The following is a 15,681-nucleotide window of genomic DNA, read 5'->3' as shown; positions in this document are numbered from 1 at the left end:
CGGCACCCGCGGGCGTGAACTTACTTCGTGTTCACGTTCGCGGCGGCAACGGCCGTCATGTTGATGATCCGGCGCACGGTCGCGGCCGGCGTCAGGATGTGGACCGGCTTCGCCGCGCCGAGCAGGAACGGGCCGACCGTCACGCCTTCGCCGCCGACCATCTTCAGCAGGTTGTACGCGATGTTCGCGGCTTCGACGTTCGGCATGATCAGCAGGTTCGCTTCGCCCGACAGCGTCGTGCCCGGGAACGCCTGCTTGCGGATCATTTCCGACAGCGCCGCGTCGCCGTGCATTTCGCCGTCGACTTCGAGGTTCGGCGCACGTTCGACGATCAGCTTGCGGGCCTCGGCCATCCGGCGCGACGACGCCGACGGCGCGCTGCCGAAGTTCGAGTTCGACAGCAGCGCGGCCTTCGGCGCGATGCCGAAGCGCTCGATCTCGGCCGCGGCCTGGATCGTCATGTCGGCGAGCTGGTCGGCGCTCGGCAGTTCGTTCACGTACGTGTCGCACACGAACAGGTTGCGGCCCGGCAGCATCAGCAGGTTCATCGCGGCGAAGTGCTCGGCGCCCTTCGCACGGCCCAGCACCTGCTCGATGAACTTCAGGTGGCTGTGGAACGTGTCGATCATCCCGCAGATCATCCCGTCCGCATCGCCCAGGTGCACCAGCATCGCGCCGATCAGCGTGTTGAACTTGCGCATCGCGGCCTTCGCGACTTCCGGCGTCACGCCGTCGCGCGCGCCGATCTCCTGATACGCCTGCCAGTAGCGGTGGTAGCGCGCATCGTCTTCCGGATCGACGATTTCGAAATCGACGCCGGCCTTCAGCTTCGAACCGATCTTCGCGAGGCGCATGTCGACGACCGACGGACGGCCGACGATGATCGGCTTCGCGATCTTTTCCAGCAGCACGAACTGCGCGGCGCGCAGCACGCGCTCGTCCTCGCCTTCGGCGAACACGATGCGGGCCTCCTTCTGCTTCGCCGCCGCGAACACCGGGCGCATCACCATGCCGGTGCGGTAGACGGTCGCACCGAGCTGCTCGCGGTATGCGTCCATGTCCTGGATCGGACGCGTGGCGACACCCGAATCCATCGCGGCCTGTGCGACGGCCGGCGCGATCTTGATGATCAGGCGCGGGTCGAACGGCTTCGGAATCAGGTACTCCGGCCCGAATTCGAGCGAATGGCCTTCATACGCCTTCGCGACTTCCTCGCTCTGGTCGGTTTCCTCGGCCAGCTCGGCGATCGCGCGCACGCACGCGAGCTTCATTTCCTCGGTGATCGTCGTCGCGCCGACGTCGAGCGCGCCGCGGAAGATGAACGGGAAGCACAGCACGTTGTTGACCTGGTTCGGGTAGTCCGAACGGCCGGTCGCGACGATCGCGTCCGGGCGCACGGCCTTCGCGTCTTCCGGGCGGATTTCCGGTTCCGGGTTCGCGAGCGCCAGGATCAGCGGGCGATCGCCCATCGTCTTGACCATGTCCTGCTTCAGCACGCCCGCGCTCGAGCAGCCAAGGAACACGTCCGCGCCGACGATCGCGTCGGCGAGCGTGCGCGCGTCGGTGTTCGCCGCATAGCGCTGCTTCGACGGATCGAGGTTGCCGCGCCCTTCGTAGATCACACCCTTCGAATCGGCGACGAGGATGTTCGACTTCGTGAGGCCGAGGTTCACCAGCAGGTCCAGACACGCGATCGCTGCGGCGCCCGCGCCCGAGCACACGAGCTTCACTTCCGACAGCTTCTTGCCGACGACCTTCAAGCCGTTCAGGATCGCGGCCGACGCGATGATCGCGGTGCCGTGCTGGTCGTCGTGGAAGACGGGTATCTTCATGCGCTCGCGCAGCTTCTGCTCGATGTAGAAGCATTCCGGCGCCTTGATGTCCTCGAGGTTGATGCCGCCGAGCGTCGGCTCGAGCATCGCGATCGCCTCGACGAGCTTGTCGGGGTCGGATTCCGACAGTTCGATGTCGAACACGTCGATGCCCGCGAATTTCTTGAAGAGGCAGCCCTTGCCTTCCATTACCGGCTTCGCGGCGAGCGGGCCGATGTTGCCCAGACCGAGCACGGCCGTGCCGTTCGTGATGACGCCGACGAGGTTGCCGCGCGACGTGTACTTCTGCGCGTCGAGCGGATCGGCGTGGATCGCCTCGCACGCGGCGGCGACGCCCGGCGAATACGCGAGCGACAGATCGAGCTGGTTCGACAGCGGCTTGGTCGGGGTGACCGAAATCTTGCCGGGTTTCGGGTTCAGGTGATAAGCGAGAGCGGCCTGCTTCAGTTGTTCGTCCATGATTGACCTGCGAGAGACATGCGAAATTGTGACGACTCAGTACACAGCACCTTCGGCCGCGTCTGCTTGAATCGAGGGGATGGTCGACTGCGAGACGGCCCGCGACGCGCCGGATCGGCACGCCATCGAACCTTGGCGGATGGCAAGAGGAAAGTACAAAGTACTGAACGATTTCCAAGGGTCGCCTAGTGTACACCCCCTAAATGACCTCTGTTGGTGCACCGCCGCATCCCCGGCATCAGCATCGAACTGGTCGCGCCCCGTTTGTTTCGCCGGTGGCGAGCGGCATCGCGAACCCGCGCGAATTCCGCCGAAAACCGGCCTGGATCGGGTAAAATAGCCGGCTACGCGCGCAGCGATGCGATTGGTCCGCCGATCGCGCCCCGGCCCCCCGGGCGGGTTCCCTTGCTGCGCCACCGGGCCCGCGCCCGCTCCTCGCTCATCACCCAAGGAATGCCCATGACAGGCTACGATCGTCAGTCGATCTCGGATACGACCGCCAAAATCCTGCTCGAAGTGCAGGCGGTGCACTTCAATGCCGAAAAACCGTTCATCTTCACGTCCGGCTGGGCAAGCCCCGTCTATATCGACTGCCGCAAGCTGATCTCGTATCCGCGCGTGCGCCGTGCGCTGATGGAAATGGCGGAAACGACGATCACGCGCGACATCGGCTTCGAGCAGATCGACGCGGTGGCGGGCGGCGAGACGGCCGGCATCCCGTTCGCGGCCTGGATCGCGGACCGGATGATGGTGCCGATGCAGTACGTGCGCAAAAAGCCGAAGGGCTTCGGCCGCAATGCGCAGATCGAAGGCCATCTCGAGGAAGGCTCGCGCGTGCTGCTGGTGGAAGACCTGACGACCGACAGCCGCAGCAAGATCAACTTCGTCAACGCGCTGCGCACCGCCGGCGCGAAGGTGAACCACTGCTTCGTGCTGTTCCACTACGACATCTTCAAGGAAAGCGTGTCGGTCCTGAAGGACATCGACGTCGACCTGCACGCGCTCGCCACGTGGTGGGACGTGCTGCGCGTCGCGAAGGCCTCGGGCTACTTCGAGACGAAGACGCTCGACGAAGTCGAGAAATTCCTGCACGCACCGGCCGAGTGGTCAGCCGCGCACGGCGGCGCGACGGCCCCGAAGGAATGACGCCACGCCGGCATGCGTGCCGGCGCACTGGCCGAGAAAGCCGCCTGCTTCATCGCAGGCGGCTTTTTTTCGTCCGCCGACCGGCGCCCTGACCGATCGCAATCGCGCTCGCCGGTGTGCGTCGCTCATCGAACCCTAATGCTAGACTTGATCCATCGCCGCCGTCGGCGGCGCGGGCAACACACAACGCCAACAATGCCGGGAGCCTCGGCCCGGCCCACGTGACGGGAGAAGCGCCATATGCGTGTGGATCGCCGGATCGCTCCGCCTGCGCCATCGGGTCGCCCGTCTCCGCTCCGCCTCCCCGCCCTCCTGTACGCCGCCGTTTTCGCGGTGCTGCCCGCGCATGCGGAAGGCCCGTTCACCGTGACGAGCGACGACCTGACGCCGGGCGCCCGCGTGCGGGCCGCGAACGTGTTCGACCGCGGAGACTGCAAGGGCGCGAACCGCTCGCCGCAACTCGCGTGGCGCAACCCGCCGCCCGGCACGCGCGGCTACGCGGTCACGATGTTCGATCCCGACGCGCCCGGGCACGGCTGGTGGCACTGGGCCGTCGCGGGCATCCCCGCGACCGTCACGAGCCTGCCGGCCGACGCGAGCGCATCCGGCTTCCTGCGCCGCATCGGCGCGAGCGAGGCGCGCAACGATTTCGGGATCGACGGCTACGGCGGCCCGTGCCCGCCGCCCGGCAAGCCGCATCGCTACGTGATCACCGTCTACGCGCTGAAAGGCACCGACCTGCGCGTCTCGCAGGGCCGCCCCGCGCCGATGTTCGAGCATGAAATCGGCACGCTCGCGATCGGCGCCGCGCAACTCACGGTCACTTACGGACAGTAGGCACTCGCGCGCCGCCGCCCGTTGCGCGGCACGATTGCCCGCGCCGGCGAATTTCAGTGCGCGGCCCGCGCGCTTTTTCCCGTCATTTCGGCTTGCTAGACTCGGCAGCACCGGTCGCGGCGCCCCGCCGCGTATCCGTCGCGCCGCCCGCGTGCGGCGCGCGACGCGGCGAGCCTGCGCTCGGCCGTTCCCATCCCTTTCCGGAGAACGCTTCATGTCGAACATCGTCATCGTCTATCACAGCGGCTACGGTCACACGCAGAAACTGGCCGAGGCCGTGCACGCGGGTGCGCAGGATGCCGGCGCCACCGCACGCCTCATCGCCGTCGGCGAGCTCGACGACGCGGGCTGGGCCGCGCTCGACGCGGCGGACGCGATCGTCTTCGGCGCGCCGACCTACATGGGCGGCCCGTCCGCGCAGTTCAAGCAGTTCGCCGATGCCACGTCGAAACCGTGGTTTACGCAGAAATGGAAGGACAAGATCGCCGCGGGTTTCACGAACTCGGCGACGATGAACGGCGACAAGTTCTCGACGATTCAGTATTTCGTCACGCTGGCGATGCAACATGGGATGGTGTGGGTCGGCACGGGCATGATGCCGGCCAACTCGAAGGCGGCCACGCGCAACGACATCAACTACGTCGGCGGCTTCACGGGCCTGCTCGCGCAATCGCCGGCGGACGCGACGCCCGACGAGGGCCCGCTGCCCGGCGACCTCGACACCGCGAAAGCGTTCGGCCGGCGTGTCGCCGACGCGACGGCGCGCTGGGTGGCCGGCGGCCGCTGAGCGCATCCGGACGCCCGCCCGCGCCGCGCCGCCGTCCGTGCGGCGGCGCGGGCGGCGTCAAAGGGAGGGACACAAGACGGCCGCCGGCCGTCTTTTTTCGCCCCGTGCGGTGCAGCACCGCCGGATGACGTCTTAAAATGGCGGTTTCAGGGCGCCGCGGCTCCCGTTTCATTCAGTGAGAGCGAAATGAGCACCAAAGTTTTTGTCGACGGCCAGGAAGGCACGACCGGCCTCAAGATCTTCGAATACCTGTCGGCACGCAGCGACATCGAGATCCTGCGCATCGATGAAGCGAAGCGCAAGGACGTCGACGAGCGCCGCCGCCTGATCAACGCGTCGGACGTCACGTTCCTGTGCCTGCCGGATGTCGCGTCGCGCGAATCCGCATCGCTCGTCGAGAATCCGGACACCACGCTGATCGACGCGAGCACCGCGTTCCGCACCCACGCCGACTGGGCCTACGGCCTGCCCGAGCTGACCCGTGCGCAGCGCGAGAAGATTCGTACGTCGAAGCGCATCGCGGTGCCCGGCTGCCACGCATCGGCGTTCGTGCTCGCGATGCGTCCGCTCGTCGATGCGGGCATCGTCGCGCCGACGTTCGCCGCGCACAGCTACTCGATCACCGGCTACAGCGGCGGCGGCAAGTCGATGATCGCCGAGTACGAAGGCGCCGCGCCGGGCGGCAAGCTCGCGAGCCCGCGCCCGTACGCGCTCGGCCTTGCCCACAAGCATCTGCCGGAAATGGCCGCGCATACCGGCCTCGCGCACGCGCCGATCTTCACGCCGATCGTCGGTCCCTTCCTGAAGGGCCTCGCGGTGACGACCTACTTCACGCCCGAGCAGCTCGCGAAGCGCGCGACGCCGCAGGACGTGCAGCGCGTGTTCGCCGAGTACTACGCGGACGAAGCGTTCGTGCGCGTCGCACCGTTCGACGCGGAGGCGAATCTCGACAGCGGCTTCTTCGACGTGCAGGCGAACAACGACACGAACCGCGTCGACCTGTTCGTGTTCGGCAACGCGGAGCGCTTCGTCACGGTCGCGCGCCTCGACAACCTCGGCAAGGGTGCATCGGGCGCCGCGATCCAGTGCATGAACCTCAACATCGGCGCAGCCGAGGACGCGGGCCTCAAACGCTGATTCAACATCGCACGCGATGCAAAGCCGGCCATTGGCCGGCTTTTTATTTACCCGTATCAGTCAATATACAAAAACACGGGGCCGCGCATTTACAAATATTTACAAGCTTTCCATTGCGCGATTACCAGTGAATTAAACCAGCCCTCTTCCTCATCCAGTCAATCCCGAATAGGGATAAACCGGATACCGTCGATTTAAACGCTGCCGTTATACGCGGGAAGGCGTTGCGAGAGCGCGCCGAACGCCGCGCAACCGCTGCCGCGGCAGCTTTCGACAGCCCGTCCCGCGTTTAAATTCTTACCGATTTCCTTATCGGGCAAGGATTCAAATCGCAGATCCCGTTTCAATCGCCTTTTTTAGACGGGTTCATCAATTGACAGCAAAAATCCAGGCGGCGACATTAGCTCGCACAATTAAACGATTGGAGACAGCGGCATGTCGCACGCCTTATCGAAGGGGGTGGCAACGGCCTTTGCCATTGCCCCTTTCCTGGTTGCATGTGGTGGGGGGGACTCCGGTGGCGCGCTCGCGCCGATCGATGCGCCCCAATGTTCCGGCTCGAGCTGCGGCACGCAAGGGCCGCCGCCTTCGCAGCCCATCAACGGCGCACTCTGCCCGGCCAACGCCGATATCGCGAAGAGCACGTATCTCGGCGGCGCAGGTAGCGGCGAGATCGTCAGCGTCAACATCGACGCGGTCGCGATGACGTACACGCTCACGTGGCTCGAATCGCCGATTCCGCTGAAGACGGGCACCGTCACGCCCAGCCGCGTCGGCACGACCATCACGGGCAAGGTCGTCCACCCGCCGGCCGGCACGCTGCCGACCGCCGAGCAGACGCGCTGCGCGTTCGTGCTCACGCCGGGCACCGGCCCCGCGTCGGACGGCTCGACCTATTCGACGGCCGCCGACTTCAACCAGGCGAACCCGCCGATGCTGCTGGTCGGCATGGGCGTGGCGGGCGGCGGCATTCCCGGCGCGACGATCCAGTACGACGGGCTGACGATCGTCCCGGGCGTCGTGCAGAACGTCGGCCAGGTGCCGAACCGTCACTTCGACTTCTATCCGTTCCTCGGCTTCGCGAACACGACGACCGACCTCTCGAAACTGCCGGGCACGTACAACGCGCTGCTCTACCACCTCGTGCCGTCGGGCAACTACGCGACGAAGGGCTCGAATTCGAGCGAGACGTTCGATGCGAACGGCGCATGCACGTCGAGCAGTTCGGGCGGCTGCCAGACGACCGGCGATCCGTGGAAGACGAGCGCGAAGGGCGGCTACTTCGACAGCACGAAGGCGCCGCAGACGCTGCCGCAGACGCAACTGCCGATCGTCGGCGCGACCGGCAAGTCGGCGACCGCGCACATGGTGATCGGCCAGCTCAACGGCGCGACGGTGCCGGTGATCGTGCGCACGGGCAACGTGAACCTCGGCACGCCGCCGCTGCACTTCGACGCGCAGGTCGACGACGAATCGGGCATCGCGGTGCTCGGCGCGGCGACGGCGATCACGTCGGGCGCGATCGACGGCGGCTACGCGGGTGCGGACTCGAACTTCAAGTACACGGCCGCGCTGATCCGCGGCAGCAACGCGTCGTTCATCAACCCGTCCACGCAGGCCGAGGAAGACGGCTTCACGCTCGACTACGGCCAGACGACGCCGGGCCTGCTGAACGCGACGACGATACCGAAGCCGCCGCCCGGCACGAACTACCCGTCCGCATCGGGCGTCGTGATCGCGACGGGCGGGCTGTACGCGGCGCTGATCCAGGGCACGGTGAACGGCGGCGTCACGTCGACGTCGGCGAATTCGACGACATCGTCGACCCCGTACTTCGGCGTGGGCGCGCAGATCAGCAAGTAGCGATCGAGGGCGCGGCGGCCGGCCCGCCGCCGCGCGCAGGGAAGGCACGAAGGCGCTCGGCTCGGCGCCGGCAGGACGAGCACACGACAGAAGCGGCCGACAGGGAGCTGGCCGCCGCACAAGACAAATCTGGAGGAGCAACATGAAGCGCAACCTCATTCTGGCGGCGGCCCTTGCCGCCCCCCTTCTTTCCGCATGCGGCGGCGGCAGCGACAATCCGCCGCCGCTCGTCGAAGAGCGGCTTTGCCCCGCCACGCTCGACTACAACACCGTGTTTACGGGCGGCGCGGGCAGCGGCGAACTCGCGAAGGTCCAGCTCGACACGACCAAGATGACCTGGCAGGTCACCTATGTCGAATCGCCGGTGCCGCAAAAGACCGGCACCGTCGTGCCGACCCGCGCGGGCACCGTCGACAGCGGCACGCTCACGCAGGAAACGCTGTTGCCGACCAACAAGCTGAACCAGTGCGCGTTCCGCCTGAACGGCGCGAGCCTCGACGCGTCGCGTCCGGCGCGCATCTTCGTCGGCTTCGGCGTGGCGGGCGGCACGATTCCCGGCAAGGAGATCCAGTTCGACGGCGTGCTCGGCCAGGCCGCGGTGCCCGACACGAAATTCCCGTACTACCCGTTCATCGGCTTCTCGTCGATCGAAACCGACATCACGAAGGTCGCGGGCACGTACAGCCACATCGGCTTCGGCGAAGTGCCGTCGCAGAAATTCGCGCCGGCATCGATCGACGCGAAGGTGACGATCAACGCGGACGGCACGTGGACCAAGTGCGACACGACCGGCCAGTTCGCCGGCGGCGCATGCGCGCAGCAGGGCACGAACTTCGTGCAGTCGGCCGACGGCAGCGGCGCGTTCCAGTCGAACAACTACGCGAGCCAGTTGAAGCCGACGCTGTCGGCGACCCCGCAGGGCAAGGGCTTCATGATCGTCGGCAAGCTGCGCAACCAGCTCGTGCCGATCCTCGTGCGCACGGGGGTCGCGAACCCGAATCCGACGCCCGACAGCAACGGCGTGCCGGGCCTGACCGCCGACGACGAATCGAGCATCTCGATCCTCGCGCCGCAGACGGCCGTGGCGGCCGGCTCGCAGAACGGGGAATACATCGGCGTCGACAGCCAGTTCGATTACCGCACCACCGCGCTGATCGACAAGCAGGCCACGCTGCTCGACCCGTTCCAGCCGTCGCAGGCGTCGCTCGCCACCGCGCTCGACCTCGACTACACGCAGAAGGTGCCGGGCACGGTCACGACGATCCACACGGGTTCGGGCAGCACGTCGCCGACCGGCAAGTTCATCTTCACGGGTGGCGTGTTCGGTTTCCTCGACAACGCCGGATCGACGCCGTATTTCACGATCGGCGCATTCGTCCAGTAAGCGGAGGGAGAAGCCGTGATGAAGAAAACCCTTCTCTGCGCGGCGGCGGCCGCCGCCGCGCCGCTCGCGGCGCACGCGCAGAGCGCCGGCAGCAACGTCGTCACGCTGGGCTGGTTCCACATCATGCCGCAGCAGAGCAGCACGCCGATGACGACCAACGTCGCGCCGACGCCGATCAACACGCCGCTGCGGCTGCCGCCGTCGTTCACGTCGCCGGGCACCGGGCTGCACACGAGCGGCGCCGACACCGTCGGCCTGACGGTCAGCCACTTCCTGACCGATCACATCGCGGTCACGTCGGTGGCAGGCGTGCCGCCGGTGTTCAAGGTGTCGGGCCAGGGCACGATCAAGCCGCCCGGCCCCGCCGGCGCGCTCGGCACGCAGAACATCGGGCTGGGATCGGTCAACCCGATCGTGAAGAGCGTGCGGCAGTGGAGCCCGGCGGTGATCCTGCAGTACTACTTCGGGCAGGCCACCGCGAAGTTCCGTCCGTTCCTCGGCCTCGGCGTGTCGTACAACTGGTTCAGCGACCTGCAGCTCAACACGAACTTCATCAAGCAGACGCAGGACAACCTCGGTGCGATCCTCGCGGCGGGCGCGGGCAAGCCGGGGACGACGTCGGTGGAAGCGAAGGCGTCGTCGTCGTGGCAGCCGGTGTTCAACGCGGGCCTGCAGTACAACCTGACCGAACACTTCGGGCTGGTCGCGTCGGTGACCTACATCCCGCTGAAGACGACGTCGACGGTGACGATCAAGGCGGCCGACGGCTCGGTGCTCGCCGAGTCGAAATCGGACCTGAAGGCGGACCCGATCATCAGCTACGTCGGGATGACCTACAAGTTCTGAGCGCGGCGAGAGCCGGCAAATGGAGCGCCGCGACACAATCGCAGGCAAAAAAAAGCCCGCCTAAGCGGCGGGCTGAATCCATATCAGAGGAGACATGGAGGAGACAGGTACAACTATAGCGAATCGGTTTCCGCAATGCAACATTTCCGTAGAGAAAATAAGGATTTTCCCTCGAACGCGGCCTCTAGTTCGCCGTGACGGCACCTGACCCCTTCCCGTTCTCCCGTTCGAGTACCTCGCCCAGCGCGTCGCGCAGCAGCGCGACCGGCCGCACCAGCCGGCCCGGCAACGTGCCGTGCACGATCCACACGTTGATCCGCGTTTCCAGCCCCGTCGTTTCCACCACCCTCAGCGCATCGCGATGCGCGCTGCGCGCCAGCGCGTTCGGCGGCGCGATCCCGATGCCGGCGCCGCGCGCGACGAGCGACAACTGCAACTCCGAGCCGAATGCCTCGACCGCGACGTCGAACGGCAGCCCGGCCGCGCCGAGCGCCCGGCTCAGCGCCGAACGCATCCCGCAGCCGTCCTGGCTCAGCACCCACGGAAAACCCGACAGCGTGTCGAGCGACAGCGGGCCCGCCGGCAGCGGGAAATCGCGCGCGGCGACGAGCACCGTCGGCTGCGTGGCGATGAGCGTCGCCGTCAACGCGTCCGGTAACGCCGCGCTCGCCGGCACCATCACGGTGGCGACGTCGAGCGCACCGCGCTCGATGCCCTGCACCAGCGCAGGCGACCAGCCGGCCGTCACGCGCAGCGTGAGGCGCGGGAACGCGTCGCGCAGCCGATCGATCGGCCGCTCCAGCGCGAGCTCGGACAGAAACGGCGGCACGCCGATGCGCAGCTCGCCCGATGGTTCGCCGTCCGGCGCGCCCGCCGCCATCAGCTCGTCGACCGCGCCGAGCACGTTGCGCGCGAGCGCGTAGACGTCGCGCCCGGCCGCGGTCGGCTTCAGCGGCTTGCTCTGCCGCTCGAGCAACGGCACGCCGAGCAGCGATTCGAGGTTCTGCACGCGCCGCGTCAGGCCCGGCTGCGTCAGATGAAGCTTCGCGGCCGCGGCAACCATCGACCCGCTGTCGACGACCGCGACGAACGCCTGGAGATCACGCGTATTCAAAACAAACTCGCATAATCATGTTATACATATTTCAATTGTCGCATAAACATCGGGGACCTACGATGGGAATTCCTTCGACCTCCCCGTCAGGCTTCCGATGAACTGCCCTGCCAACCGTTGCTCCGCCCCCGTTTCCTCGTCCGTCGCCGCGCCGCCCGCGCTGAGCACCGGCATGACGCTGTTCTTCGCCGCGACGGTCGGCGTGATCGTGATGGATCTGTTCGCCGCGCAACCGCTGACCGGCCCGATCAGCGCGGACCTGCACCTGCCGCCCGGCCTCGCCGGGCTCGTCGCGATGCTGCCGCAACTCGGCTACGCGGCCGGCCTCGCATTGCTCGTGCCGCTGGTCGACCTGCTCGAGAACCGCCGCCTGATCGTCGCGACGCTCGCCGTCTGCGCGGCGGCGCTCGCGCTGCCCGCCTTCACGCGCTCGGGCACCGTGTTCCTGCTCGCGACGCTCGCGGCCGGCGCCGCGTCGAGCGTGATCCAGATGCTCGTGCCGATGGCCGCGTCGATGGCGCCCGAAGCGCAGCGCGGCCGCGCGGTCGGCAACGTGATGAGCGGGCTGATGCTCGGGATCCTGCTGTCGCGGCCGCTCGCGAGCCTGATCGCGGGGTCGGCCGGCTGGCGTGCGTTCTATCTGCTGGCCGCGCTCGCGAACGCGGCGATCGCCGTCGTGCTCGCGCTGCGCCTGCCGACGCGCACGCCGTCGATCACGGCCGGCTACCGCGCGTTGCTCGCATCGATGGGACGCCTGCTCGCCGACGAGCCGGTGCTGCGCCGGCATGCGCTGTCGGCCGCGCTCGCGATGGCCGCGTTCAGCGCGTTCTGGACCGCCGTCGGGCTGCGGCTCGCGCAGCCGCCGTTCGCGCTCGATCTGCATGGGATCGCGCTGTTCGCGTTCGCCGGCGCCAGCGGCGCGATCGTCACGCCGCTCGCCGGCCGCGCGGGCGACCGCGGTCACGGCCCGGCCGCGCAGCGGCTCGCGCACGGCACGATGCTCGCGGCGCTCACCGTGCTCGGGATCGCCGGCGCCGGCTGGTTCGGCTTCGACGCGCATGCGCATCGCGGCGTCGCGCTCGCGCTGCTGGCCGGCGGCGCGGCACTGCTCGATGCGGGCGTGATCGTCGACCAGACGATCGGCCGTCGCGCGATCAACCTGCTGAACCCGGCCGCGCGCGGACGCCTGAACGGGCTGTTCGTCGGGCTGTTCTTCGTCGGCGGCGCGCTCGGCGCGGCGCTCGCGGGCAGCGCGTGGGCATGGGGCGGATGGAGCGCAGTGTGCGGTGTCGGGTTCGCGTTCGCCGGTGCGGCGGCCGTGTTCGGGCTGACGGCCGGACGCGGCGCCGGCGCGGTGGCGCTGGATCGCCCGCGTGCGTAAGCGGACAGCGGTGCGACGCGGAGCCCGAAAACTGAACGCCCCGCCCTCTTGCGAGGGACGGGGCGTTCGGTACGCCGGTGCGGGCCGGGAATCAGTGACGAACCAGCGCCATCATCGCGCCGAAGCCGACGAATAGCCCGCCCGTCAGCCGGTTGAACACCTTCGCGACGCTCTGGCTCTTCAGCGTGGCGCCGATGCGCGTGCCGAACGCCGCGTAGACGAGATACCAGCTCACTTCGATCGCCGCGAACGTGACGACGAGGATGCCGAACTGCGGCAACGTAGGCTCGGCCGCGTTGATGAACTGCGGCAGCAGCGCGGCTGCGAACAGGATCGCCTTCGGATTGCTGCCCGCGACCAGGAAGCCATTGCGGAACAGCGCCACGCGCGACGCCGACGCCCCTTGCGACACGGCATCGGCGTCGGCCGCCGGCGCGTCGTCCACGCGTGCGCGCCACGCCTTCACGCCGAGATAGATCAGATAGGCCGCGCCCGCGAAGCGCAGCGCGTTGAACATCGCCGGCCATGCCTCGAGCACCGCGCCGAGCCCCGCCGCGGATACCGCGAGCATCAGCACCAGCGCGCTCAGGCAACCGGCCATCGTCGCGGACGAGCGCCGCAGCCCGTGCCGCGCGCCGTGCGTCATCACGAGCAGCATGTTCGGGCCCGGAATCGCCGACACGACGAACACCGTCGCCACGAAAAGCCACCACGTATGCAAGTTCATGAACTGCCTCTGCCTGGAATGATGTAAGGGAAAACGGACTGCCGATTATGCCGTGCGCACGGCACTTCTGTCGCGTGTCAGCGGCCGGCGCGGCGCAGCGCGGCCTCGCCGAGCACCGCGAAATCCTGGTCGCCGCCGCCGTGCGCGAGCACGTCGAGCAGGCTGTCGCGCACGACGCTCGCCACCGGCAGCGGCACCGACGTCGCGTCGCCGGCCTCCAGCGCGAGCCGCACGTCCTTCAGCCCGAGCCGCGCCTTGAAACGCGCGGGCTCGTAGCGCCGCTCCGCGATCATCGCGCCGTAGCCTTCGTAGACGGGCCCCGGGAACACGCTGCTGGTGATCACGTCGAGGAAATCGCGCATCGCGACGCCGTGCGCGCCCAGCAGCGCGGACGCCTCGCCGAGCGTCTCGATCGCCGACGCGAGCGTGAAATTCGCGGCGATCTTCGCGACGTTCGCGTGCTGCGGCAACGAACCGAAGCGCCAGGTCTTCTGGCCGATCGCGTCGAACAGCGGCTGCACGCGGTCGATCGCCTCGGCCGGGCCGCCCGCCATGATCGTCAGGCGCGCGGCGGCCGCGACGTCGGGCCGCCCCATCACCGGCGCGGCGACGTAGTCGATGCCGCGCGACGCATGCGCGTGCGCGAGCGATTCGGCGAGCGCGACCGACACCGTCGCCATGTTTACGTGGATCAGCCCGCGCGGCGCCTGGGCCAACAGCGCGTCGTCGAATACCGCGCGCGCGGCCGTATCGTCGCCGAGCATCGAGAACACGGCGTCGCCGCGAAACGCGTCGGCCGGCGTGTCGACGACACGCGCGCCGAATGCCGCCAGCGGCTCGGCCCGCTCGCGCGACCGGTTCCAGACCCGCACCGTGTGGCCCGCCTTCAGCAGGTTCGTCGCGATCGCCTGCCCCATTTCGCCCAGCCCGATAAACCCGAGATCCATGTCCCGCTCCTTCGCTCCGTGAAGCCGCGAGTTAAACACAGATGCCGGCGCTTTGCAGCGCCTGCCGCCGGCCGGGCGCGGTGCGATACTGCACGGATGACGACCGCGACCTTCCGCTTTCACGGCGAACTGAACGCCTTTCTCGCGCGCCCGCAGCGCGATCGGACGTTCGCGCACGTGTACGCCCGCGATGCGACGGCGAAGCATGCGATCGAGGCGCTCGGCGTCCCGCATACCGAAATCGGCCGGCTGTGCGTGAACGACGCGCCGGCCGCGCTCGACCGGCCGCTCGACGACGGCGACCGCGTCGAGGTCTTTCCCGAGCGCGCACGGCCGGCGGCCAACGGCGCGGCCGCGCGGCAACCGGCGTCATGGCGCTTCGTTGCCGACGCGCATCTCGGCGGCCTCGCGCAACTGCTGCGCCTCGCCGGTTTCGACACCTGCTACGACAACCACTACCGCGACGATGAACTTGCGGCGCTCGCCGAGCGGGAGAACCGGATCGTGCTGACGCGCGATCGCGAGCTGCTCAAGCGGCGCGCGGTCGCGCGCGGCTGCTATCTCCATGCGCTGCAGCCGGCCGACCAGTTGCGCGAACTGTTCGAGCGGCTCGATCTCGCGCCGCACATGCGGCCGTTCCGGCTGTGCCTGCGCTGCAACGCGCCGCTGCATCCGCTCGATGCAGCGGCCGCGGCACCGCGCGTGCCGGCCGGCATCCGGCAGCGGCACCGGCGCTTCGCCGCGTGCGACGTGTGCCGGCGCGTGTTCTGGGAAGGCTCGCACTGGCGGCGCATGCGCGCGGTGGTCGACGCGATGCGCATGCCGCCGCCCGCCCGGCTCGACGAACCCGCCGAACCCGGCGCCTGAAAAAACGAAACCCCGCATGCCGGAGCATGCGGGGTTGGCAGACCGGTGACCGGCAACGCCGGCCGTGGCGGCGAACCGCTTAGTTCTGCGTGCCTGCGTCGTTCGTGCCGGCAGCCGATGCGGCTGCAGCCTTCGCCTGGCCCTTCTTCGAACCGTGGTGCTTCAGTTGGTGCTTCGGCTTGCTGTGATCCTTCTTGGCCGGTGCCGAAGCGGCGGCCGACGTGTCGGCTGCCGGCGCGGACGCCTGTGCGAATGCCGAAACCGATGCGAGTGCGAATGCTGCGGCGATGATCGAAGCGAGCGTCTTCTTCATTGTTCTTCCTTTAGCGGAGAAAAAATCAAACGTACCGGTAA

14 protein-coding genes are annotated in these 15,681 nt (G+C 68.2%); 9 read left to right on the top strand and 5 right to left on the bottom strand.

Annotated features, from left to right (window positions below; translation table 11 throughout):
• Window positions 1-20: 20 nt before the first annotated feature.
• A complete protein-coding gene (locus WT24_RS01110) occupies window positions 21-2,291 on the bottom strand; it encodes an NADP-dependent malic enzyme (RefSeq protein ID WP_059790394.1) in 2,271 nt (756 codons plus the stop codon).
• A 459-nt stretch (window positions 2,292-2,750) separates the two neighbouring features.
• Between WT24_RS01110 and WT24_RS01105 the strand changes: the two genes are divergently transcribed.
• The 7 genes from WT24_RS01105 to WT24_RS01075 all read left to right on the top strand — a co-directional run bounded on the left by WT24_RS01105 (window position 2,751) and on the right by WT24_RS01075 (window position 10,291).
• On the top strand, window positions 2,751-3,437 hold the full coding sequence (locus tag WT24_RS01105; protein WP_059503367.1) for an orotate phosphoribosyltransferase: 687 nt from the start codon (window positions 2,751-2,753) through the stop codon (window positions 3,435-3,437).
• 240 nt (window positions 3,438-3,677) lie between these two features.
• Entirely contained in the window at window positions 3,678-4,274 is a 597-nt protein-coding gene (locus WT24_RS01100) for a YbhB/YbcL family Raf kinase inhibitor-like protein (protein WP_059503365.1), read from the top strand.
• Between the two features lie 214 nt (window positions 4,275-4,488).
• Complete coding sequence (locus WT24_RS01095) at window positions 4,489-5,061, top strand: flavodoxin family protein (protein ID WP_027783284.1); 573 nt, start codon at window positions 4,489-4,491, stop codon at window positions 5,059-5,061.
• A 186-nt stretch (window positions 5,062-5,247) separates the two neighbouring features.
• On the top strand, window positions 5,248-6,198 hold the full coding sequence (argC, locus tag WT24_RS01090; protein WP_059503363.1) for an N-acetyl-gamma-glutamyl-phosphate reductase: 951 nt from the start codon (window positions 5,248-5,250) through the stop codon (window positions 6,196-6,198).
• Window positions 6,199-6,633: 435 nt separating this feature from the next.
• On the top strand, window positions 6,634-8,061 hold the full coding sequence (locus tag WT24_RS01085; RefSeq protein WP_060030546.1) for a DUF2957 domain-containing protein: 1,428 nt from the start codon (window positions 6,634-6,636) through the stop codon (window positions 8,059-8,061).
• Window positions 8,062-8,203: 142 nt separating this feature from the next.
• Window positions 8,204-9,445 carry a DUF2957 domain-containing protein gene (locus WT24_RS01080; protein ID WP_059503359.1) on the top strand — a complete coding sequence of 414 codons (1,242 nt, stop codon included), beginning with the start codon at window positions 8,204-8,206 and terminating at the stop codon, window positions 9,443-9,445.
• Between the two features lie 18 nt (window positions 9,446-9,463).
• The gene (locus tag WT24_RS01075) at window positions 9,464-10,291 is read left to right on the top strand and encodes an OmpW family protein (protein WP_059503357.1); all 828 of its coding nucleotides are present in this window, start codon (window positions 9,464-9,466) and stop codon (window positions 10,289-10,291) included.
• A 184-nt stretch (window positions 10,292-10,475) separates the two neighbouring features.
• Here WT24_RS01075 and WT24_RS01070 read toward each other — a convergent pair whose 3' ends face one another.
• On the bottom strand, window positions 10,476-11,405 hold the full coding sequence (locus WT24_RS01070; RefSeq protein ID WP_060030543.1) for a LysR family transcriptional regulator: 930 nt from the start codon (window positions 11,403-11,405) through the stop codon (window positions 10,476-10,478).
• A 97-nt stretch (window positions 11,406-11,502) separates the two neighbouring features.
• Here WT24_RS01070 and WT24_RS01065 point away from each other — a divergent pair, with 97 nt between their 5' ends.
• On the top strand, window positions 11,503-12,786 hold the full coding sequence (locus WT24_RS01065) for an MFS transporter (RefSeq protein WP_059503353.1): 1,284 nt from the start codon (window positions 11,503-11,505) through the stop codon (window positions 12,784-12,786).
• A 91-nt stretch (window positions 12,787-12,877) separates the two neighbouring features.
• On the opposite strand, the gene WT24_RS01060 is transcribed toward WT24_RS01065, so the two are convergent.
• Window positions 12,878-13,513, bottom strand: a complete 636-nt coding sequence (locus WT24_RS01060) for a LysE family translocator (RefSeq protein WP_059503351.1) — start codon at window positions 13,511-13,513, stop codon at window positions 12,878-12,880.
• Between the two features lie 77 nt (window positions 13,514-13,590).
• Window positions 13,591-14,667: an NAD(P)-dependent oxidoreductase gene (locus WT24_RS01055; protein WP_257127407.1), complete on the bottom strand. Its 1,077-nt coding sequence runs from the start codon at window positions 14,665-14,667 to the stop codon at window positions 13,591-13,593.
• Between WT24_RS01055 and WT24_RS01050 the strand changes: the two genes are divergently transcribed.
• Window positions 14,557-15,327 carry a Mut7-C RNAse domain-containing protein gene (locus tag WT24_RS01050; protein ID WP_060030537.1) on the top strand — a complete coding sequence of 257 codons (771 nt, stop codon included), beginning with the start codon at window positions 14,557-14,559 and terminating at the stop codon, window positions 15,325-15,327. The two genes, WT24_RS01055 and WT24_RS01050, sit on opposite strands and share 111 nt — an antisense overlap.
• Before the next feature lie 79 nt (window positions 15,328-15,406).
• On the opposite strand, the gene WT24_RS01045 is transcribed toward WT24_RS01050, so the two are convergent.
• Window positions 15,407-15,640 carry a hypothetical protein gene (locus WT24_RS01045; RefSeq protein ID WP_012327737.1) on the bottom strand — a complete coding sequence of 78 codons (234 nt, stop codon included), beginning with the start codon at window positions 15,638-15,640 and terminating at the stop codon, window positions 15,407-15,409.
• Between the last annotated feature and the right edge of the window lie 41 nt (window positions 15,641-15,681).

This window comes from Burkholderia sp. MSMB1078WGS, from assembly GCF_001528895.1.
Classification (GTDB): domain Bacteria; phylum Pseudomonadota; class Gammaproteobacteria; order Burkholderiales; family Burkholderiaceae; genus Burkholderia.
Note: the sequence above shows the minus strand (reverse complement) of the source record. Positions and strands in the feature narration are given on the sequence as shown.

Bases quoted from the DNA above. Each gene is read 5' to 3' on its own strand.
- WT24_RS01075 (WP_059503357.1), top strand. From the start codon at position 9,464: ATGAAGAAAACCCTTCTCTGCGCGGCGGCGGCCGCCGCCGCGCCGCTC.
- WT24_RS01080 (WP_059503359.1), top strand. From the start codon at position 8,204: ATGAAGCGCAACCTCATTCTGGCGGCGGCCCTTGCCGCCCCCCTTCTT.
- WT24_RS01100 (WP_059503365.1), top strand. From the start codon at position 3,678: ATGCGTGTGGATCGCCGGATCGCTCCGCCTGCGCCATCGGGTCGCCCG.
- WT24_RS01055 (WP_257127407.1), bottom strand. From the start codon at position 14,667: ATGCTTCGCCGTCGCATCGCGGGCGTACACGTGCGCGAACGTCCGATC.
- WT24_RS01050 (WP_060030537.1), top strand. From the start codon at position 14,557: ATGACGACCGCGACCTTCCGCTTTCACGGCGAACTGAACGCCTTTCTC.
- WT24_RS01065 (WP_059503353.1), top strand. From the start codon at position 11,503: ATGAACTGCCCTGCCAACCGTTGCTCCGCCCCCGTTTCCTCGTCCGTC.
- WT24_RS01095 (WP_027783284.1), top strand. From the start codon at position 4,489: ATGTCGAACATCGTCATCGTCTATCACAGCGGCTACGGTCACACGCAG.
- argC (WP_059503363.1), top strand. From the start codon at position 5,248: ATGAGCACCAAAGTTTTTGTCGACGGCCAGGAAGGCACGACCGGCCTC.
- WT24_RS01105 (WP_059503367.1), top strand. From the start codon at position 2,751: ATGACAGGCTACGATCGTCAGTCGATCTCGGATACGACCGCCAAAATC.
- WT24_RS01110 (WP_059790394.1), bottom strand. From the start codon at position 2,291: ATGGACGAACAACTGAAGCAGGCCGCTCTCGCTTATCACCTGAACCCG.
- WT24_RS01060 (WP_059503351.1), bottom strand. From the start codon at position 13,513: ATGAACTTGCATACGTGGTGGCTTTTCGTGGCGACGGTGTTCGTCGTG.
- WT24_RS01045 (WP_012327737.1), bottom strand. From the start codon at position 15,640: ATGAAGAAGACGCTCGCTTCGATCATCGCCGCAGCATTCGCACTCGCA.
- WT24_RS01085 (WP_060030546.1), top strand. From the start codon at position 6,634: ATGTCGCACGCCTTATCGAAGGGGGTGGCAACGGCCTTTGCCATTGCC.